Source organism: Actinocrinis puniceicyclus (assembly GCF_018283645.1).
Taxonomy (GTDB): domain Bacteria; phylum Actinomycetota; class Actinomycetes; order Streptomycetales; family Catenulisporaceae; genus Actinocrinis; species Actinocrinis puniceicyclus.
Genome location: NZ_JAGSXH010000036.1, coordinates 24440 through 42969 on the forward strand (window position 1 = coordinate 24440; position 18530 = coordinate 42969).

Below are 18530 nucleotides of genomic sequence, written 5' to 3' on the forward strand. Positions count from 1 at the left end.
GATCATTGAGTGTTCCTTGGGCGCTCCTTGAGCGGTCACCGGTAGGACGGCTCGGCTCATCTCGCCTCAGTCGTCCTCCTGCGGCGGCCAGGGCGTCGTCGGGATACCGGTGCCCGTCGAGCCGGTCGGCCTCGATCCGTTGGTGGGGGCGTGGCCGGTGTCCTGACGCGGGATCCGGTACGGCCGCGAGTAAGGACGATGGCTGCGCGGCTCGTTCGGCGAGTAAGGCTGCGGCGGGTAAGCGTCCCGGCCGTTGCCGCCGCCGACCGTCGCCAGCTCTCGTTCGTGGGCCGCCTTGCGTTCAGACCGGCGGATGGTCAGCAGCGTGAGAGCGAGTACGAGTACGAACGAGCCGCCCGCGCCGAAGGCGATGATAAGGCTGGTGGCCGCTCCGTCGGACAGGGCCTGAACCTGCGTGCTCAGGTCGCTCATCGGTGCCCTCTTCTCAGCGTGCGAGTTCCGCCGGCGCGACCGCCGTACCCGGATGGTGCCCACGCCACCGGGCCGCACACGTGTAGCCCGTTGGCGTCATTCGGAGTGCGCCACGCCACCGTCGGCGTTAGGTTCGCGGTAGTTCGTCCCACGCACGAGTGTCCCGCGGCGGAAATCCGGCGCGGGAGCCTAGGGAGGCTGGTGACGATGACCGAAACCACGCACGGCTCCACTGCCCGCACGGCGACGGTGCTGCTGGTGGGTCCGGACCCGGTGCAGCGCGACGAGCTCGTGGAGACGCTGCGTCGGCACCTGGGCGTCAACAGCCGGGTGATCGGGGCGGGCAGCGTGCGCGAGGCGTCCGACGTGCTGAACTACCTCACCGCGGAGGGCACCGCGATCAGCCTGGTGATCAGCGCGCACCGCCTGCCGGACGGTTCCGCCACCGAGTTGTTCGGGCATCTCGGGCTGGCCTCCCCGTCGACCCGCCGCGTGCTGTTGACCACGATGGACCAGGCCGACTCTGCGCTCCAGGCGATCAACCAGTCGCAGCTGGACCGCTACCTGGTGCTGGCCGCCGAGCCGGCGTGGGATCGGCTGCTGCCGATCGTCGACGATCTGCTGACCGACTGGTTCGCCCAGCACTGCGCGGCCCAGGTCGGGGTCACCGTGCTCGGGCACCGCTTCGCGCCCAAGTCGCACGTGGTGCGCGACTACCTGGCGCGCAGCCTGGTGCCGTTCGCCTGGTTCGACCTGTCCGACAACCCCGAGGCGCACGCGCTGGCCCGCGATCTGAATCTGCCGAACCCCGCGCCCACCACAGTGCTCTTCGACGACGGACGGGCGCTCTACGACCCGACCGTCGCGGAGCTGGCCTCGGCGCTCGGGCTGACCCAGGAGGCCGCCCGGGACCGCTACGACCTGGTGGTGGTCGGGGGCGGCCCGGCCGGGCTGGCCGCGGCCGTGTACGGGGCCTGCGAAGGCATGTCGGTGGTGGTGGTCGAGGACGACTGCCCGGGCGGCCAGGCCGGGGTGACCAGCCGGGTGGAGGACTATCTGGGCTTTCCGGCCGGGCTCAGCGGCGCCGACTTCGCGCACCGGGCGCTGGCGCAGGCCAAGCGACTGGGCGTGGAGTGGTGCAGCGCGAAGGTCGCCACCGGGCTGTTGCCGCTGCGCGGCGCGCACCGGGTCCTGCTGGACGACGGCAAGGCGGTGGTCGGCCGGGCGGTCCTGATCGCGACCGGCATGTCCTGGAAGCGACTGGAGGTGCCCGGCGCGAAGGAACTGCTTAACGCAGGGGTCTACTACGGAGCTTCGGCGTCGGAGGCCAGGGCGGCCGCGGACGAGGACGTGATCGTGGTCGGATCCGGGAATTCGGCCGCCGTCGCAGCGCTCAGATTCGCCGAGTGCGCCCGCCGGGTCACCCTCGTCGTGCGCGAGTCCAGCCTCCGGCAGGCGGCGCTGTCCCGGAAGTACGCGCGCGCGATCGAGGCGCACGAGCGCGTCAGCGTGCGCTGCGGGGCCGAGGTCGGCGAGCTGCGCGGTTACGGCCGGCTGGAGAAGGTGGTTCTCCTGGACACCCACAGCGGCGCGTCCGAGGTCCGCCCGGCCAGCAGCCTCTACGTCCTGATCGGGATGGTGCCGCTCTCGGAGTGGGCGGCGGGCGTGGTCGCCCGCGACGAGTTCGGGTTCGTGCTCACGGACACGGAGGTCACCCTGCGGCCGGAGCGGCTGCCGATGTCCTGGCCGCTGGAGCGCCTGCCGCTGCTGTCCGAGACCTCGGTCCCGGGGGTCTTCGCGGCGGGCGACGTGCGCGCCGGATCGGTCAAGCGCATCGCCTCCGCGGTCGGCCAGGGCGCGGTCGCGGTGGCCGCGGTCAACCAGTACCTTGACACGCTCTGGGGTGTGGACGCGGAGGGCGACGGGGACATGGATGAGGACGAGGCGAACGTGGACGTGGATGAGGACGTGGAAGAAGGCTGACAGCCGGCGGAGCGCTGCCTGGATGGTCTTTCCGGCATGACCCTCCTGGAGCTGGCCGAGGGACGGGTGCTGGACTACCTCGTGGCCGGTCGAGCGGACATCCTCTGAGGACCGGATGGCGCCACCCGGCCACGGCGGCTGGCTGGCGCGCCGCATACCCGGCGCGACCGCCCACCTCGAACCCGGCGAAGGCCACCTGTCACTGATGCTCGGCGCATTCGACGCCATCGTGACCGAGCTGACTGGGCATCTGACCTGACGCGCGACCCGCCGCAGCGCGCCACGCCACGCCACGGCGATGCGGTCGCCGTCAAAAGGTCCGCTTCGGCCAGGCAGCGCAGGGGCGCCGGCGGCCGGCAGCCCGGCCGGGCTTCGCCGTCACAACCCGAGCGGTTACAACCCGAGCGCCTCCAGGCTCGCGCCGACGACTTCGAAGTCTCCCTCCACGGCGACCACGAGGCGATCCGGGTGCAGCGCCGCGCGCACCGCCGCGTTGACCTCGTCCGGCGTGACGTCAAGCAGCCGCGCGTGCTCGGTCGTCACATAGTCCGCGGGCAGGCCGTGACGCACCATCTCCACCAGTCGCGCGCCGACCGCGCCCACGGTCTGCAGGCCGATCGGGGTCGCGCCCGCGAGGTATGCCCTGGTCTTCTCAATCTCCTGAGCCGTCGCGCCGCCGTCGACGTACTCGCCGATGACGCGCAGCGTGTCCGCGACCGCGTCGGCGGTCGCGTCCGTGCGCACCTCGGCGGCGAACGAGAACAGGCCGACCGGCCGCCCGAAGTCGAAGCCCGCGTGCGCGCCGTAGGTATACCCCTTCACCTCGCGCAGTTCGTGGTTGAGCCGCGAGGTGAACGACCCGCCGAGGATCGTCGACCCGAGTCGCAGCGCCACCACGTCGATGCCGTGCTCCGCCGCCTTCGACCGGGTCACCGTCGGGTGGCCGATGCGCAGCGTGGACTGCACCGCGCCGGCCCGGTCCGCGACCGCCAGCCGCCGTGGCGAGGAAAGCGGGACCGGTGCCTCGGGCCGGGCCGCGCCGGAGGCCGGGAAGTCGCCGAACACCGCGCGCCCCAGCGCCTCCACGTCGAGCCGGTCGAGGTCGCCCGCGATCAGCAGCGTCCCGGCGTGCCGCAACCAGGTCGCGTGGAACGCGCGCACCGCTTCCGCGTCGAGCGCCGCGACCGACTCCGGGTCGCCTCCGGCCAGCAGGCCGAAGCGGGTCTCGCTGCCGTACAGCGCCGAGCGCAGCGCCGCCTGGGCGCGCGGACCGGGCCTGGCGAAGGACTCGCGCTTGGACGCCACCAGGTCGGCGAGGTACCGCTCGACGTCCGTGTCGCCGAACGCGGGCGTGCGCACCGCCTCGGCCAGCAGGTCCGCGCCCGCGGCCGCCTCACGCACCGGCAGGTCGAGCGAGAGCCGCACCGTCTCCCAGCCCGTGTCCACCGACCAGTTGCCGCCCAGCGATTCGACAGCCGTGCCGAACTCGTCCGCGCTGCGCTTGAGCGTGCCCTCGTCCAGCAGCCCCGCGGTGGCCCTGGCCAGCCCTTCCAGCCCGGCGGGCTCCCGCAGCGCGCCGCCGTCGAGCAGCACGGACAGCCAGGCGATCGGCTGGCCGGGCAGATGCGCGGCGAGGATTCGGCCCGAACCCACGGTGCCGGTACGTACCTCGGGGAAGACATACGGACGCGGGGGCACTATGTCGGGACGCGGCGCGAGCGAGGCAGAGACCGCGTTGCCGGCCGGCGTCGTCGAGGTCTTCGTCACGGCTCTCAGCCCTCCACGTTCGTCGTGCCGGCCACGGCGCCGCCGGCCGCGGCACCGTCCACTCCATCATCGTGCCCTGAATCAGCGGGCAAGTAGGCCAGCGTGATCCGGTTGTCCGGGGCGAACACCCGCGCCGCGGCCTGCCGCACCTGCGCCGCGTCCACCGCGAGCAGTTCCGGCAGCCGGTCGGCGATCTTGAGCGCGTCGCCGAAGAGCGTGGCGTGCTTTCCCAACTGGTCGGCCCGCGAACCGACGGTGGCCAGGTCCCGCGACCAGTCCGCGGTCAGCATCGAGCGGGCGCGGGCGAGTTCGTCCTCGGTGACCCCGTCCTGCGCGACCTGTTCGCAGACCTCGAAGAATGCAGCCTCCAGCCTCGCGAGCGGCACCCCTTCGCGCGGCGTGGCCATGCCGGTGATCAGCGACGCGTGCCAGGCCCGCTGCCAGCTGCCGAGGTAACCGCCCTCGGCCTGGGCCAGCCGCCGCTCGGTGACCAGTTCGCGAAACAGCCTGCTGCCGCGGCCCCGGCCGAGCACCACGCTGAGCACGTCCTCGGCCGCCGATCCCGGCTCGGCGAAGCGGGTCGAGCGGAACGCGAAGAAGACCCGCGGCAGCGGGACCGGCTCGGCGGTCTCGACCCGCTGCGAGACGCCCAGGGCGGCGGGCAGCGGCTCGACCGGCGGCAGCTGCGGACGCGGCCGGGGCGCCAGCGCGCCGAAGTACCGCTCGGCCAGCTCGCGCACCTCCCGCGCCGAAGTGTCGCCGACGACGGTGAGCACCGCGTTGTCGGGGGAGTAGTAGGACTCGTAGAAGGCCGTGAAATCGCACAGCTGCGCGCCGTCCAGCTCCGCCATCGAACCGATGGTCGAGTGGTGATACGGGTGGCCCTGCGGGTATGCCAGCTCGCCCAGCATTTCGTACCAGCGGCCGTAGGGCACGTTGTCGTAACGCTGCCTGCGCTCGTTCTTGACCACCTCGCGCTGGTTGTCCAGCGTCTCCTGGGTAAGCGCGAGCGCGCCCATCCGGTCCGCCTCCAGCCACAGCGCGGTGGCCAGGGCCACGGACGGCACGGTCTGGAAGTAGTTGGTGCGGTCGGAGCTGGTCGTCGCATTGATCGCGGAGCCGCCTACCGCCTGCAGCACGCCGAAGTGCTCGCCCTTGCCGACCTGCGCGGAACCCTCGAACATCAGGTGCTCGAACAAGTGCGCGAAGCCGTGCTTGCCGGGCGGCTCGTGCCGGGATCCCACGTCGTACCAGAGGTTCACCGCGGCGATCGGCGCGGAACGGTCCGGGCACACGACGACGCGCAGCCCGTTGTCGAGGGAGAACTGCTCTACCGGCCAGCCGAACCCGCCGGCTCTCGCGGCCTGGCCTGTCTCGGTCGCGGTCGTGCCGGCGGTGGCCGTGTGTGCCGAGTTCGCCACCCGGATCCCCCTTCCAAAGGTCGCTGAGGCCCGCCTGCCCGTCGGCCGACCGCGCCGCGGTGTGCCCGCGGCGGTGTCCGCACGGGTCGCTTGGGCCGTGTCAGCTCAGCATAAGGTCCCGCGGGTCTACCGCGGCGCGAGAGCCGGGGGCGGCCGCTCGCACCCTTCGCCGGGCCGGCCGGATTCGCCCGCGGGCTGCGCGGTGACCGGCCGCGGTGGCCGGCGGGCGGAAACAGCCGCCCGCCGGAACGCACGTCGGCGTATACTGTCAGAGGCCTGAGACCAGCTGTGCGCGGTCGCGTGTGGGCCTGGAGCGCCGGAGGGGGTCACTGGAGCGCCAGACGCCGCGGCCCTGTCCGGCGCTGCTTCTCAAACCGCGCGGGACACCAGAGACCTTCGCCTAGATCGCGGACTTGGAGGACCAGTGCGCGAGCAGCGACAGGTCGCCGATCACGTCGAGTTGCGGATCGCCGACCTTGCGCCGCCCGTAGGCGAACAGGGCCAGGTCCTGCGCCGTGCCGCGTACGGCCGCCGCGCCCTTGACATGCGCGTGCGAGTAGCGGAAGCCCTCCGGCTCCAGCGTGATCAGCCACTCGCCGCGCAGGTCGGTGCCGTCGAGGTCGGTGGCGTGCAGGTGGATCGTCTCACCGTCGCCGTGCAGGTCGCGTACGTTGGGGCGGAAGAAATCGGCGAACGGCAGGATGTCGAGCAGTTCGTCGACCGCGTCCACGGCCACCGCGGGTTCGATCCGGCCGGCGACACCGGTGCACGCCTCAACGTCCGTGCGGTGGATCGTCGTCTCGTGCAGCATCCGGCGAATCCAGAAGCCCACGTGCTGGTCCGCGCCCCACGAGTACACGGGCGCGTCGGGGTCGGCGGCGCGCAGCACGGCGACCAGTTCGGCGCCGTTGCGGGAGAACCACGCCGGCACGGCGGACCAGTCGGCCGGCACTTGGACCTCGATGCTGCGCTGTTCGATGCGCCGCGGGGTGAGGCTCTCGACGATCGTGGCCGCCCACTTGTGGACGAGCGCCACGTGCTCGGTGAGGTCGGCCAGGTCCCGGTCGCAGCCCGGGATGGGGGCGGCGGGTGAGGTGTCGGCGATCAGCTCTGCGATGCGCCGGATCTCGCCGTCCAGCAGTTCGATCGCGGTCTCGTTGCGGATGGTCCGACGGCGGGGCGACGGGGCGAGGGTGGGCACCGGAGGCTCCTTTGGATCATTCGTGCTGGGTGACGCGGGTACGGCGACGCCCTCGCACGGCATCGTCGACGGTTCTGCTTACTGTGGCCCCGCACTGGGCCGGGTTTCGGCGCGAAAGGGTGGTAAGGCTGGTTGTCCCCCCGGCGGGCGCCGAGCATGCCTTCCAACCGGTATTCCTTAAAGCTTGAGGCCAACAGGCGCTGAACGCCACGTGACTTCCGTCTCGTCGTTCACCGGGGCATCGTGGGGAACGACGTGGCGGCCCAAGAGGCCCTGCGTGGGCGGTATGTTCGCGGCCCGCTCTCCCCTAGGGTGGATAGACGGTTCAGGTGATCTTCATGTTCGCCGACGCGGCTGCCCGCCGCGACGGCAAGGCCCGGATACAGGCGTGAGTTAAGGAGGGTTCCGGTGGGGTGGGACCTGGCGGCTGCGCTGGCGGCATCGCTGTGTTACGGCATCGCCTCCGTGCTCCAGGCCGTCGGGGCCCGGCGGGTCGAACGCAGCGAGCAGATCGACCCGCGGCTGCTGGTGCGCGTCCTCGGTTCGCTGCCCTTCCTCGTCGGCACCGGACTGGACGGCATCGGTCTGTGCTTCAACCTGATCGCGCTGCGGAATCTGACCCTGTTCACCGTGCAGGCCCTGGTCAACACGAACCTCGCGGTGACCGCCGTGGCCGCGGTCCTGCTGTTGCACGCCCGGATGGAGCGCCGGGACAAGCTCGCGGTGACCGCCGTGATCTTCGGGTTGGTGCTGCTGTGCCTGGCCTCGGGGCCGGAGGGCAGGCGCGGGTTCGACCTCGGCGCGCGCTACGGCCTGCTGATCGCGGCGGCGGCGCTGGCCGCGTCGGCGATCGTGGTGGCGAACGTGTTCAAGCAGGTGCATCCCGCGGTCCTCGGCGCGCTGGCCGGTTTTCTGTTCGGCTGCTTCGGGATCGCGGTGCGGGTGATTCCGTCGCTCGCCCTGCACCGGCTGGTGACCGACCCGGCGGCCTACGCGGCCGTGATCGCCTCGGTGACCGGGTTCATGTTCTTCGCCGGGGCGCTGCAACGCGGCTCGGTGACCGCCACCACCGCGGCGCTGGTGGTCGGCGAGACGACGATTCCCGCGCTGGTGGGCCTGATCGCGCTCGGCGACACCGCCCGCCGCGGCTTCGCGCCGCTCGGGGTGGCCGGCTTCGTGCTGGCCGTCGGCGGCGCGCTCGCGCTGTCCAAGTACGGCGAACTGGTCGAGGCCAAGTCCGCGGACCACGCGACGCACGTGTTCCCGCAGACGTCCAACGAAGCGGCCGAACGTCCCGGGGCGTAGCCGGGGGTCAGGCTCCGCGGCCCCGGCGATACATCTCAAACAGGGCCGAACGCCGGCCGAATGCCGGCCTAACGCCGATCGCTCGAACCGGTGACCGAGCGGTCCTGCTGCTGGTCGGCGGTTGATTCGCGGCCTTCGCCGTCCTCGCCCTCGCGCCGGGCGGCGCCGTTCCCGCCGCGCGTCGAAGGGCCGTCAGGTCCGTTCGTCGCGGCGGACGCGGCGCCGCCGCTCCCGGCAGCGATCTTGGCCTCGGTCTCGGCGTCCCGCTGCTTCTGCCGGCGCTTGCTCCAGAAGACGAACCCTGCGACTGCGACGATCACCACGCCGAACAACGCGTAGCTGACCACGTTGGTGTAGTGCTCGATGCGTTGCCAGGCCGTGCCCGCAAGATAGCCGATAAGGATGAACGCGGTTGCCCACGTCATACCGCCGAGCGCGTTCCAGTGCAGGAAGGTGCGGTAACGCATGCGCGCCGTGCCGCACAGGCTCGGCACCAGCGCGCGCAGCACCGCGGTCCAGCGGCCGGTGAACACGGCGCGTCCGCCGAGCCGGTTGATCAGGTCTTTGCTCTGCTGGATGTGCGCCGGCTTGACGAAGCGCTTCGGCGCTTTGTTCAGCAGCGCGTCTCCCCACTTCCGGCCGACCTCGTACCCGACCGAGTCGCCGATGATCGCCCCGGCGATCGCGGCCACGAACACCGCCCACAGCGGGACCTTGCCCTCGTAGGCGAGGAACCCCCCGACGACCACCGCGGTCTCGCCGGGCAGCACGAAGCCGAGGAAGACCGAAGCCTCCAGCGCCGGCAGCAGGAACACCAGGCTGAGCGCTATCCACGGGTTGAGCTTGAGAAGCTGATCGACCAGCCAGCTGACCATCCGTCAGTCCCCCAGGTGCGCCAGCAGCGCGTCGTGCAGCAGGCCGTTGGAGGTGCAGGCGGAGCCGGCGGCGGGCGAGGGGTCGCCGTCGGTGGAGGTGAAGCGGCCCCCGGCCTCGGTGACGATGATCGCGACGGCCGCCATGTCCCACAGCGAGACCTCGGGTTCGGCGGCCAGGTCCACGCAGCCCTCGGCGACCATCATGTGCGACCAGAAGTCCCCGTAGGCGCGGGTGCGCCAGCAGGCACGCGACAGCGTCAGGAAGTCGTCGAGCTTGCCGTCCTCCTCCCACGAGATCACCGAGGAGTAGGCGAACGAGGCGTCCTCAAGGGCCTTGACCTTCGACACGGCCAGGCGTGTGGCCGAGGACAGCGAGCGGCCGCTGTAGGCGCCCCCGGACTGCGACGCCCACCAGCGCCGGCCCAGCGCGGGCGCGGACACGACGCCGACCACGGGCGCCGGCCCCTCCATGAGCGCGATCAGGGTGGCCCACACCGGCACGCCGCGCACGTAGTTCTTCGTTCCGTCGATCGGGTCGATCACCCACCGCCGCCGGCTGCTGCCGCTGTTGCCGGGGGTGTCGCCGTATTCTTCCCCGAGCACCGCGTCGCGCGGGCGAGACCGGCTCAGCGTCGTGCGCAGCAACTCCTCGGTCGCCTTGTCCGCGTCGCTGACCGGGGTGAGGTCCGGCTTGGTCTCGACCTTGAGGTCCAGCGCCTTGAACCGCTGCATGGTCAGCGAGTCGGCTTGGTCCGCGAGGACGTGCGCCAGCCTCAGGTCGTCGTCGTAGCCCGTCACGCACCCAACCTACCGGTTCGGTGGCCCGAGCGGCTGTCGCGGGCGCCGGGTCCGCCCCGCGGCGGTTGCCGGACGCGCTGCCGCCGGGCGGGCCGTGGGTTGTCGCCGGGCGCGCCGTCGATGGACGCGCCGGAGCCGGACGGCCCGCCGGCGCGCGGCTACTCGAACGCGGGCGCTGTTGACGGGCATGGGCGCAGCGGCAAGACTGAAACCGAACGTTCGGTCGGGAGGTGCGCCATAGTGGCCGTGATGCAGGAGCGCGTTGCTCAGGGACGGACGGACGTCCCGCTCGACCTGGAGGCAGGCTTCGAGGCGCTGCTGGCCGCCGACGAGCGGATCGAGCCGCGCGACTGGATGCCGGAGGCGTACCGCGCGACGCTGATCCGGCAGATCGCGCAGCACGCGCACTCCGAGATCATCGGCATGCAGCCGGAGGGCAACTGGCTGACGCGCGCGCCCTCGCTGCGGCGCAAGGCGATCCTGCTGGCGAAGGTGCAGGACGAGGCCGGCCATGGGCTCTACCTCTACTCCGCTGCCGAGACCCTCGGTGTCACGCGCGAGGAACTGCTCGACGCGCTGCACAACGGCCGGCAACGGTACTCGTCGATCTTCAACTACCCGACGCTGACCTGGGCCGACGTCGGCGCGATCGGATGGCTCGTGGACGGCGCCGCCATCGTGAACCAGATCCCGCTGACCCGCTGCTCGTACGGGCCCTACGCCCGCGCCATGGTGCGCATCTGCAAGGAGGAGTCGTTCCACCAGCGTCAGGGCTACGAGTCGCTGTACACCCTGGCGCACGGCACCCCGGAGCAACACGCGATGGCCCAGGACGCGGTCGACCGCTGGTGGTGGCCCTCGCTGATGATGTTCGGGCCGCCCGACAGCGCCTCCGCGCACACCGCCCGCTCGACGCACTGGAAGATCAAGCGGCACGGCAACGACGAACTACGCCAGCGTTTCGTGGATCTCACCGTGCCGCAGGCCGAAGTGCTCGGTCTCACGCTTCCGGACCCGCGGCTGGCGTGGAATGCTGAAACCGGGCATTACGACTGCGGGCCGATCGACTGGTCCGAATTCGAGGCTGTGCTCGCCGGAAACGGCCCGTGCAACCGGCAGCGCATCGCCCGGCGGGTATCCGCCCACGAGGACGGGGCATGGGTACGCGCCGCGGCCGCCGCGTACGCGGAAAAGCACGGGCACCGCGGTGAGGACGGCAGGGAGATCGAATGAGTGCGGCCGACCCGACTCCGGCGGCGAGCGGCGCCGCGCGGACAAGCGCTGCGCCGGCCGGCACCGTGTGGGAGGTCTTCGTGCGCCCCCGCCGCGGTCTTTCGCACCAGCACGTCGGCTCGGTGCACGCCGCGGACGCGCAGCTCGCGCTGCGCCGCGCCCGCGATCTTTACACCCGGCGCGGCGAGGGCGTCTCCATCTGGGTCGTTCCCGGCGGCGCGATCAGCGCCACCAGCCCCGATGAGAAGGACCCTTACTTCGCCCCGGCCGCGGACAAGACATACCGGCACCCCACCTTCTACCAGCTGCCCGAAGGGGTGAAGAACCTGTGAACCGCGGCCTGGCCCAGGACACGCACACACAGGGTTTCCGCCCGGTGGAGAAACCGGTGGAGGAGTACGCGCTGCGGCTCGGCGACGACGCGCTGGTGCTCTCGCACCGGCTCACCGAGTGGCTGACCCGCGCCCCCGACCTGGAGGAGGAGGTCGCGCTCGCCAACATCGCGCTGGACCTGCTGGGCCAGGCGCGCTTCCTGCTCGGCTTCGCCGGGCAGTCCACCGCGCAGGACGAGAACCTGCTCGCGTTCCGCCGTGGCGAGCGCGACTACCGCAATGCCCTGATCACCGAGCTTCCCAACGGCGATTTCGGGCACACCGTCATCAGGCTGCTGTTCTTCTCGGTGTACCAGCGGGCGCTCTACCGGGCACTGGCCGGCAGCGCCGACACGGCTCTGGCCGCGTTCGCCGGCAAGGCGCTGACCGAGGTCGAATACCACGTCGAGTACGCGGCCGGCTGGGCCGTCCGGCTCGGCGACGGCACCGAGGAGAGCCACGACCGCGCCGCGGCGGCCGTCGCGCAGCTTTGGCCCTACACCGCCGAGCTCTTCTCGTCCGACGAACTGGTCGGTGCTCTGGCGGCGGAAGGCGTGGCAGCCGATCCGGCCGTGCTGCACGCCGAATGGAGCGAGCAGGTCGAATCGGTCCTGGCCCGCGCGACACTCGGCGTAGCGCCCACGACCACCTGGCGGCCGGGGGGAGGCCGCCGCGGTCTGCACACCGAGGCTCTCGGCTACCTGCTCGCCGAGATGCAGTCGGTTCACCGCGCGCATCCGGGCGCCGCCTGGTGATCGCCATGCACGAAGACGAACACGGACTCGAAGGCCGAGGCGGAGACGCGCGCAGCGCGCAACAGCTCGACGCGCGCGCCGTCGTCTGCGCCGTCCCCGATCCCGAGCTGCCGTACGTCACGCTCGGCGACCTCGGCGTCGTCGCCGCGGTACACGAGGACGGATACACCCGGTCGGTTCGCGTCGAGCTGACACCGACCTACCTCGGCTGCCCGGCGACCGAGGTGATCCAGCGGGACGTCGAGAACGCGCTCCTGGACGCCGGCTGGCGCTCGGTCGCCGTCGTGCTGCGCTTCGACCCGCCGTGGACACCGGAGCGGATCTCGGCCACCGGCCGGGCCAAGCTCGCCGCGGAGGGCGTCGCGCCGCCGCCGCGGATGCGACCGGCCGGCCACACGCCGGTTCCGGTCTTCGTCGAGTTGGGAGGCGTGCGCGCCGAGGTGCCGTGTCCGCGCTGCGGCGCGGCGCAGACCGAACGACTCAGCGCCTTCGGCCCCGCGCCCTGCCAGGAACTGCGCCGCTGCACCGCGTGCCTGGAGCCGTTCCCCGCGATCAAGTCCTCTCCGGTGAGGCTGCGCTGATGACGAGAGCAAGCGGATGAGGGCGCGCCGATGACCGTGCAGTTCCACCGGCTCCCCGTCGAGGCCGTCGAACAGCTGACCGCGGACGCCGTGTGCATCGTGCTCGCGATCCCCGAGCCGTTGCGCGAGGATTACCGGTACACCGCGGGCCAGCACCTGACCATCCGCTATCGCACCGACGGCGGCGGCGAACAGCTGCGCCGGTCTTACTCGATCTGCGCGCCTCCGCCGCCGGACGGACCGCCCTCCCGGCTCGCCATCGCGGTCAAGCGGCACGGGCCCGGCGGATTCGCCGACTATGCCGTGCGCAAGCTGGGGCCGGGGGAGCAGCTCGACGTGCTGACGCCGGTCGGCGGTTTCCACGCCCAGCCCGGCGAGTTGCAGTCCGGTCGCGTGCGCGTCATCGCGATCGCCGCCGGCAGCGGAATCACCCCGGTGCTCGCGATCCTGCAGGAGGCGTTGCGTACGAACCCGGACAGCAGCGCCGCCTTGCTCTACGGCAACCGCACCGGCGCGGACGTGATGTTCCTCGACGAGCTGGCGGACCTGAAAGACCGTTACGGGCCGCGCTTCGAGGTGCTGCACGTGCTCTCCCGCGAGGACCACGGCTCGCCGCTGCTGACCGGCCGGATAGACCGCGAGAAGCTGCCGCTGCTGCTCGACGCGATCGACGCCGAGCCCGGGGACGCGTACTACCTGTGCGGGCCGATCGGCATGGTCGACGACTGCCGCGCGGTGTTGTCCGAACGCGGCGCCGCCCATGTCAGATTCGAGCTTTTCGACAGCGGCACGGCCCACAAACACACGGCGCTGACTGTGGCGGCCGATCGCGGCGAGGGGCCGGCGGTCACCGGGATCACGGTGACGCTGGGTGGCCGCACGACACGCTGTGAACTGCGCGTCGGCGACGAAAGCCTGCTCGCCGCGATCATGCGCGAGCGGCCGGACGTGCCGTATGCGTGCACTGACGGCGTGTGCGGGACCTGCCGCGCGAAACTGCGCTCCGGCAGCGTCGAGACGGCCCGCGACTACGCCCTGGAACCGGAGGAGAAGAGCGGCGGCTTCGTGCTGACCTGCCAGTCGCTGCCCACCTCGGCGCAGGTCGAGCTCGACTTCGACGCCTGACGCCGGTTCTGGGCCGCACGCTGCGGGTTCGGCTGGCGCTGCGGCAGCGGCTGGGGCTGCGGCGGGGGCTCGCCGTCCGGGAGGATGGGAAGCGCGGGGAGTACCGGCGCCTGCGCGGACGACGGCACCTTGCGGATCTTCGGCCCGGGCCCGAGGCTCCGGGCCGCAGCGCTCTGGGCCGTCGAGCCCTGATCGGCCGTGCTCTGGAGCGTCGAACCCTGAGCGGCCGTGCTTTGAAGCGTCGAACCCTGAGCGGCCGTGCCTTGAAGCAGTGAACCCTGATTCGTCGTGCGGCGCTGAGTGCGACAGCTCCGGATCTCCCCGGTCCGGTCGGCGCCATCACAGGCATCGAAGAGGATGCGCTCTTCCGGTACGTTCAGGCAGGCCAGTCGCGCGAGAGTGGCGCGCACCATCATCGCCGGGCCCGACACGTAGACATCGTGCTCAGCCCAGTCGAACCGCTGCGTGCCGTGTCTCGCGAGCACGTCCGGCAACAGCCCGTGCTCGCCCGGAAAACCGGGATCGTGCGAAACGCAGGGCACGATAGTCAACCACGGAGCATTCGATCGCAGCGCCTCCAGCATCTCCAGCGCGTACAGTTCGTCGGCCTTGCGCACGCCGTAGTAGACGGTGACCCGCCGCTTCGTGTTCCAGCGCGTCAGATCCTCCGCCATAGCCAGGATCGGCGCGATCCCGGTACCGCCGCCGGCCAGCACTATGTCCCGATACGAGACCGGGTCGCAGACCATCGCGCCGACCGCTGCGCCCAGCCGCATCGTGTCGCCGACGCGCGTGTGGTTCACCAGCGCGGACGAGACCCAGCCGCCGTCCACCGCGCGCACGTGAAAAATCAGCCGACCGTCGGGGCGCGGCGCGTTCGCGATCGAATACGGGCGCCACACGCGCGGCCAGCGCAGCGTCTCGATCGTGGCCGCCTGGCCGGGACGGAACGGATAGGGATGGTCGGTCTCCAGCGTCACCAGCGCCAGCGAGGCGCCGACCCTGCGGTGCGCCACCACGCGGCCGGTCCAGAAGGCGGGGGTACTCTTGGCGGCCTCCTGAGCCGCGCCGATCATCGTCCGCACGGCGAACTCGAAGGCGGCCAGCCACGCGGCATCCATCCGCGGGGTCCAGGCCGGGCCGGCGAAGCGCTTCATCGCGGCCAGCAGGCACCGGGTGAGCAGTTCGTAGTGCTCCGGCCGAACCCCGAACCTGCGGTGGTCCCGGCCGAGCAGTCGCAGGTGTTCCACGAGTTCCTGCGGCCGGTCGGCCTCGCGCACGGCCTGGGCCAGCGCCGCGAACAACCGGTCGCGATGGCCGTCCATCATCGGCGGGAACATGTCCCGCAGCGCCGGGTTCTCCAGGAACAGCAGTGCGTAGAAGTGGCCGGTGACCTCCTGCGCCTGACCGTCGACCAGGGCGAAGGACTGCTGGATAAGCCGCGCATCGAGGTTCATGCCCACTGGCTCCTCGGCTCGCAATCGGGACCGCGGTCGCGATCGACCGGCGGGAACCTCACGCTATGCCACGGAAAAGTCACCTAAGGTGGATGTCCGGTGGAAGTCCGTCGCCCGATCGGATGACGTGGCGCCAGGGGGCACGTCCAGCGCCGCGTGTCGGCGCGGCTGGTCAGTAAGCGCCGTCGGAACGGTCGGTCAGCGCGATCAGCAGCCGGCGGACCGAATCCACCCGCGCCGTCGCCCCGGTGTGTTCCGTCGAGCCCTGCGGCAGCCCGGAAAGCCACTCGTCCAGCGCGCAGTCCGGAGCGTCCGCGGCATGGGTGCAGCCGCGCGGGCACTGCGCGATCACCGCGGCCAGATCCGGGAAAGCCTGCATGACCCGGTCCGGGCTCACGTGCGCCAGGCCGAACGAGCGCACCCCGGGCGTGTCGACCACCCAGCCGCCGTACGGCGCGTGCGGCCGGTGTTCGCGAAGCTCTTCCAGCTCCTCGTCGTCGAACAGTATGGGTTGCGTCCACGGTCCGTGCTCGCCCGCTGACGCACTGCGGGCGCGGCGCGACGGGCCGTCGGACCCGGCGTCGTCCCGCGGCGCCGGCTCGGTTCGCGTCGGCGAGTACTCGGGCAGCCGCAGCGCCACCGCCGAGGTGGAGGTGTGCCGACCGCGTCCGGTGACGTCGTTGACGTGCCCGATGGCCCGGTCGGCATCCGGCACGAGCGCGTTGACGAGCGTCGATTTGCCGACACCCGAGTGTCCGACCAGGACACTGACCCGACCCGCCAGCGCCTCGTGCAGCGGCCGCAGGCTCCCGCCGTGCTGGGTCACTATGGCCGGCACGCCGAGCGCCGAATACGCCGCCAGCAGCGGCGCGGGGTCCGCGAGGTCGGCCTTGGTAAGGCACAGCAGCGGCGACAAGCCGGCGTCGTAGGCCGCGACGAGACAGCGGTCGATCATGCGCGGCCGCGGTTCGGGATCGGCGAGCGCGGTGACGATGACGAGTTGGTCCGCGTTGGCGACGATGATCCGCTCGACCGGGTCGGTGTCGTCGGCGGTGCGCCGCAGCACGTGTTCGCGCGGGTGCACTCGGACCACCCGGGCCAGCGCGTCCGGGCCGCCGCGCAGCTCGCCGACGAGCGAGACGCGATCGCCGACCACGACGCCCTTGCGGCCCAGCTCCCGGGCTTTCATCGCGACCACTTCGCGCGTTCCCGCCTGCGAAACGCGGCCGGGATCCCGGCGGGACCGGCGCGTCCGCTCGCGGTGGCCGCGCGGCGAGCCGTCCGGGTTCGCGCCTTCGGAATCGGTTTCGTGCACCGTGTCGAGGTCGATCAGGCAGGTGTAGCGGCCGCGGTCGACCGCGAGGACCATGGCCTCCGCGGCGTCCAGGTGGCCGGGCCGCAGCCGGGAGCGAGGACGCGATCCGCGGGGGTTCGCCCGGATCCTGACGTCGTCCTCGTCGAAGTCGCGCCCTTGCCTCACCATGCGGCGACCACCTTCAGCGGCCCGCGCCGCACCGGCGCGGGCCGGGGCGTGAAGGCCCGACCGGCTGACGTTTCAGCACGAGCGGGAACGGCACACACCGCCGACGACCGTTGCGCCGCCGCTGTCACCCCTGGTACTCCGTTCCGGCGAGCAGCGCGGTCCAGCGGCCGGTGAAGTCGGGCAGCGTCTTGCCCGTAGTGCCCACGTTCTCCACGTGGATCCCGGGCACGCGCAGCCCGATCACCGCGGCGGCGGTGGCCAGGCGGTGGTCGTCGTAGGTGGCGAACTCGCCGCCGTGCAGCGGCCGCGGCTTGATCACCAGCTCGTCCTCGCCCTCGATCACCTCGCCGCCGAGGTTGTTGAGTTCCTTGGCCAGCGCTGCCACCCGGTCCGTCTCGTGCAGCCGGATGTGGCCGATGCCGTGCAGCCGCGAGGGCTCGTCGGCCAGCGCGGCGACCGCCGCGATCGTCGGAGTCAGCTCCGACTCTCCGGACAGGTCGAGGTCCACCCCGTGCACCCCGCCGTCCCCGGTCACCGTGAGCCCGTCCGGCCCGAGTTCGCAGCGCGCGCCCATCAGCGTGAGGATCTCGCGCAGCCGGTCGCCGGGTTGCGCGGTGTGCTCCGGCCAGTCGGCGACCGTCACCCGCCCGCCGGTGACCAGGGCGGCGGCCAGGAACGGGGCCGCGTTCGACAGGTCCGGTTCGATCGTCGTCTCCCGGCCCCGGATCCGGCCCGGTGCCACCGCCCAGCGCTCCGGCTCGGTGTCGTCCACCGCGACCCCGGCCTGACGCAGCATGTCGACCGTCATCCGGATGTGCGGCAGGCTCGGCAGCCGCTCGCCGACGTGCCGCACCTCGACCCCGCGCTCGAACCGCGCGCCGGCCAGCAGCAGCGCCGAGACGAACTGCGAGGAGGCCGAGGAGTCGATCTCCACCAGGCCGCCGGGCACGGCGCCGGTTCCGCGCACCGTGAGCGGGAAATGACCGGGGCGCGCCGAGTCGTCGATGTCGGCGCCCAGCGATCGCAGCGCCTCGATCAGCGCGCCGACCGGGCGCTCGTGCGAGCGCGGATCGCCGTCGAAATGCACGGGGCCGTCGGCGAGCGCCGCGATGGGAAGCGCGAAGCGCATCACGGTGCCCGCGTTGCCGACGTCCACACTCACGTCGCCGCGCAGCGCCGACGGCGGGTCGACCTGCCACGAACCGTCGGCCAGGTCCCCGATGCCGACTCCGAGCGAGCGCAGCGCCGCGGCCATCAGCAGGCTGTCGCGGCTGCGCAGCGGGCGGCGCAGCGCGGACGGGCCGTCGGCCAGCGTGGCGAGCAGCAGCGCCCGGTTGGTCGCGGACTTCGAGCCGGGCACCGTGACCCGGGCGGTGACCGGCCCGGTGCTGGTGGGCGCGGTCCAGAGCTCCGAAGTCGTCATGACTCAAGCGTAGTGCCCCGGCGGCGGGCACCGCCCCGCAAGAGAGTCTGCGCGGCAGGCCCGGTACCGCAGCGGCCCTCGTGGTTGATCTTGATGGGTGACCTCGTGGTCTCGGCGGTGTCGTGCGTGGATGAGTCGCGGCGGTTGATGCGCCCAAGCCGGGAATGCCGCAGGCGCCGTCGCTGTTCTGACGCATTGTGATGGCCACAATCCCTGTAACTTCCGGTCGCGAGTTCGCCGACCTCGGCTTCACGCTGCCCGAGACCGCGGCGGACCGCCGCGCATCCCGAATCGTTGATCAGGTCCCCCGGCGGCTATTC

Annotated in this window: 17 protein-coding genes; 8 read left to right on the top strand and 9 right to left on the bottom strand. The window is 72.0% G+C overall.

Annotated features, from left to right (window positions below; genetic code table 11):
* Window positions 1-66: 66 nt before the first annotated feature.
* Window positions 67-432: a hypothetical protein gene (locus tag KGA66_RS12475; RefSeq protein ID WP_211467947.1), complete on the bottom strand. Its 366-nt coding sequence runs from the start codon at window positions 430-432 to the stop codon at window positions 67-69.
* 207 nt (window positions 433-639) lie between these two features.
* Between KGA66_RS12475 and KGA66_RS12480 the strand changes: the two genes are divergently transcribed.
* Window positions 640-2415, top strand: coding sequence for an NAD(P)/FAD-dependent oxidoreductase (locus KGA66_RS12480; protein ID WP_211467950.1), 1776 nt, complete (start codon window positions 640-642; stop codon window positions 2413-2415).
* 115 nt (window positions 2416-2530) lie between these two features.
* Window positions 2531-2674: a hypothetical protein gene (locus KGA66_RS12485; protein ID WP_211467952.1), complete on the top strand. Its 144-nt coding sequence runs from the start codon at window positions 2531-2533 to the stop codon at window positions 2672-2674.
* A gap of 134 nt (window positions 2675-2808) precedes the next feature.
* On the opposite strand, the gene KGA66_RS12490 is transcribed toward KGA66_RS12485, so the two are convergent.
* The 3 genes from KGA66_RS12490 to KGA66_RS12500 form a co-directional block, all read right to left on the bottom strand.
* Window positions 2809-4182, bottom strand: coding sequence for a M16 family metallopeptidase (locus KGA66_RS12490; protein WP_211467954.1), 1374 nt, complete (start codon window positions 4180-4182; stop codon window positions 2809-2811).
* A 5-nt stretch (window positions 4183-4187) separates the two neighbouring features.
* Window positions 4188-5489 (bottom strand): M16 family metallopeptidase, encoded by a 1302-nt coding sequence (locus KGA66_RS12495; protein WP_246507642.1) that lies wholly within the window; start codon window positions 5487-5489, stop codon window positions 4188-4190.
* Window positions 5490-6003: 514 nt separating this feature from the next.
* Window positions 6004-6804: a maleylpyruvate isomerase family mycothiol-dependent enzyme gene (locus KGA66_RS12500; protein WP_211467958.1), complete on the bottom strand. Its 801-nt coding sequence runs from the start codon at window positions 6802-6804 to the stop codon at window positions 6004-6006.
* Between the two features lie 408 nt (window positions 6805-7212).
* Between KGA66_RS12500 and KGA66_RS12505 the strand changes: the two genes are divergently transcribed.
* Window positions 7213-8109 carry a hypothetical protein gene (locus KGA66_RS12505; protein WP_211467960.1) on the top strand — a complete coding sequence of 299 codons (897 nt, stop codon included), beginning with the start codon at window positions 7213-7215 and terminating at the stop codon, window positions 8107-8109.
* A gap of 68 nt (window positions 8110-8177) precedes the next feature.
* On the opposite strand, the gene KGA66_RS12510 is transcribed toward KGA66_RS12505, so the two are convergent.
* Both KGA66_RS12510 and hisN read right to left on the bottom strand, forming a co-directional pair.
* Entirely contained in the window at window positions 8178-8984 is an 807-nt protein-coding gene (locus KGA66_RS12510) for a DedA family protein (protein WP_211467962.1), read from the bottom strand.
* Window positions 8985-8987: 3 nt separating this feature from the next.
* Entirely contained in the window at window positions 8988-9782 is a 795-nt protein-coding gene (gene hisN, locus KGA66_RS12515) for a histidinol-phosphatase (protein ID WP_211467964.1), read from the bottom strand.
* 249 nt (window positions 9783-10031) lie between these two features.
* Here hisN and paaA point away from each other — a divergent pair, with 249 nt between their 5' ends.
* The 5 genes from paaA to KGA66_RS12540 are packed head-to-tail and all read left to right on the top strand — an operon-like array spanning window position 10032 to window position 13847.
* Complete coding sequence (gene paaA, locus KGA66_RS12520; protein ID WP_211467966.1) at window positions 10032-11015, top strand: 1,2-phenylacetyl-CoA epoxidase subunit PaaA; 984 nt, start codon at window positions 10032-10034, stop codon at window positions 11013-11015.
* Window positions 11012-11347 (top strand): 1,2-phenylacetyl-CoA epoxidase subunit PaaB, encoded by a 336-nt coding sequence (gene paaB, locus KGA66_RS12525; RefSeq protein ID WP_211467968.1) that lies wholly within the window; start codon window positions 11012-11014, stop codon window positions 11345-11347. Before paaA ends, paaB begins: the two co-directional genes overlap by 4 nt.
* On the top strand, window positions 11344-12141 hold the full coding sequence (gene paaC, locus KGA66_RS12530; RefSeq protein WP_312886883.1) for a 1,2-phenylacetyl-CoA epoxidase subunit PaaC: 798 nt from the start codon (window positions 11344-11346) through the stop codon (window positions 12139-12141). The genes paaB and paaC overlap by 4 nt, the downstream gene beginning before the upstream one ends.
* Window positions 12142-12146: 5 nt before the next feature.
* Window positions 12147-12722 (top strand): 1,2-phenylacetyl-CoA epoxidase subunit PaaD, encoded by a 576-nt coding sequence (gene paaD, locus KGA66_RS12535; protein ID WP_211467970.1) that lies wholly within the window; start codon window positions 12147-12149, stop codon window positions 12720-12722.
* Window positions 12723-12752: 30 nt separating this feature from the next.
* Window positions 12753-13847, top strand: coding sequence for a 2Fe-2S iron-sulfur cluster-binding protein (locus KGA66_RS12540; RefSeq protein ID WP_211467972.1), 1095 nt, complete (start codon window positions 12753-12755; stop codon window positions 13845-13847).
* Here KGA66_RS12540 and KGA66_RS12545 read toward each other — a convergent pair.
* The 3 genes from KGA66_RS12545 to aroA form a co-directional block, all read right to left on the bottom strand.
* Window positions 13751-15304, bottom strand: a complete 1554-nt coding sequence (locus KGA66_RS12545; RefSeq protein ID WP_211467974.1) for a globin domain-containing protein — start codon at window positions 15302-15304, stop codon at window positions 13751-13753. The two genes, KGA66_RS12540 and KGA66_RS12545, sit on opposite strands and share 97 nt — an antisense overlap.
* Before the next feature lie 172 nt (window positions 15305-15476).
* A complete protein-coding gene (rsgA, locus tag KGA66_RS12550) occupies window positions 15477-16787 on the bottom strand; it encodes a ribosome small subunit-dependent GTPase A (protein ID WP_211467976.1) in 1311 nt (436 codons plus the stop codon).
* 124 nt (window positions 16788-16911) lie between these two features.
* Window positions 16912-18210: a 3-phosphoshikimate 1-carboxyvinyltransferase gene (aroA, locus tag KGA66_RS12555; protein WP_211467978.1), complete on the bottom strand. Its 1299-nt coding sequence runs from the start codon at window positions 18208-18210 to the stop codon at window positions 16912-16914.
* Between the last annotated feature and the right edge of the window lie 320 nt (window positions 18211-18530).

Excerpts from the sequence above, each read along its gene's own strand:
- paaA (WP_211467966.1), top strand. The coding sequence starts at position 10,032 with ATGCAGGAGCGCGTTGCTCAGGGACGGACGGACGTCCCGCTCGACCTG.
- paaD (WP_211467970.1), top strand. The coding sequence starts at position 12,147 with ATGCACGAAGACGAACACGGACTCGAAGGCCGAGGCGGAGACGCGCGC.
- KGA66_RS12545 (WP_211467974.1), bottom strand. The coding sequence starts at position 15,304 with ATGAACCTCGATGCGCGGCTTATCCAGCAGTCCTTCGCCCTGGTCGAC.
- paaB (WP_211467968.1), top strand. The coding sequence starts at position 11,012 with ATGAGTGCGGCCGACCCGACTCCGGCGGCGAGCGGCGCCGCGCGGACA.
- KGA66_RS12540 (WP_211467972.1), top strand. The coding sequence starts at position 12,753 with ATGACCGTGCAGTTCCACCGGCTCCCCGTCGAGGCCGTCGAACAGCTG.
- KGA66_RS12480 (WP_211467950.1), top strand. The coding sequence starts at position 640 with ATGACCGAAACCACGCACGGCTCCACTGCCCGCACGGCGACGGTGCTG.
- KGA66_RS12510 (WP_211467962.1), bottom strand. The coding sequence starts at position 8,984 with ATGGTCAGCTGGCTGGTCGATCAGCTTCTCAAGCTCAACCCGTGGATA.
- rsgA (WP_211467976.1), bottom strand. The coding sequence starts at position 16,787 with ATGGTGAGGCAAGGGCGCGACTTCGACGAGGACGACGTCAGGATCCGG.
- KGA66_RS12485 (WP_211467952.1), top strand. The coding sequence starts at position 2,531 with ATGGCGCCACCCGGCCACGGCGGCTGGCTGGCGCGCCGCATACCCGGC.
- aroA (WP_211467978.1), bottom strand. The coding sequence starts at position 18,210 with ATGACGACTTCGGAGCTCTGGACCGCGCCCACCAGCACCGGGCCGGTC.
- KGA66_RS12475 (WP_211467947.1), bottom strand. The coding sequence starts at position 432 with ATGAGCGACCTGAGCACGCAGGTTCAGGCCCTGTCCGACGGAGCGGCC.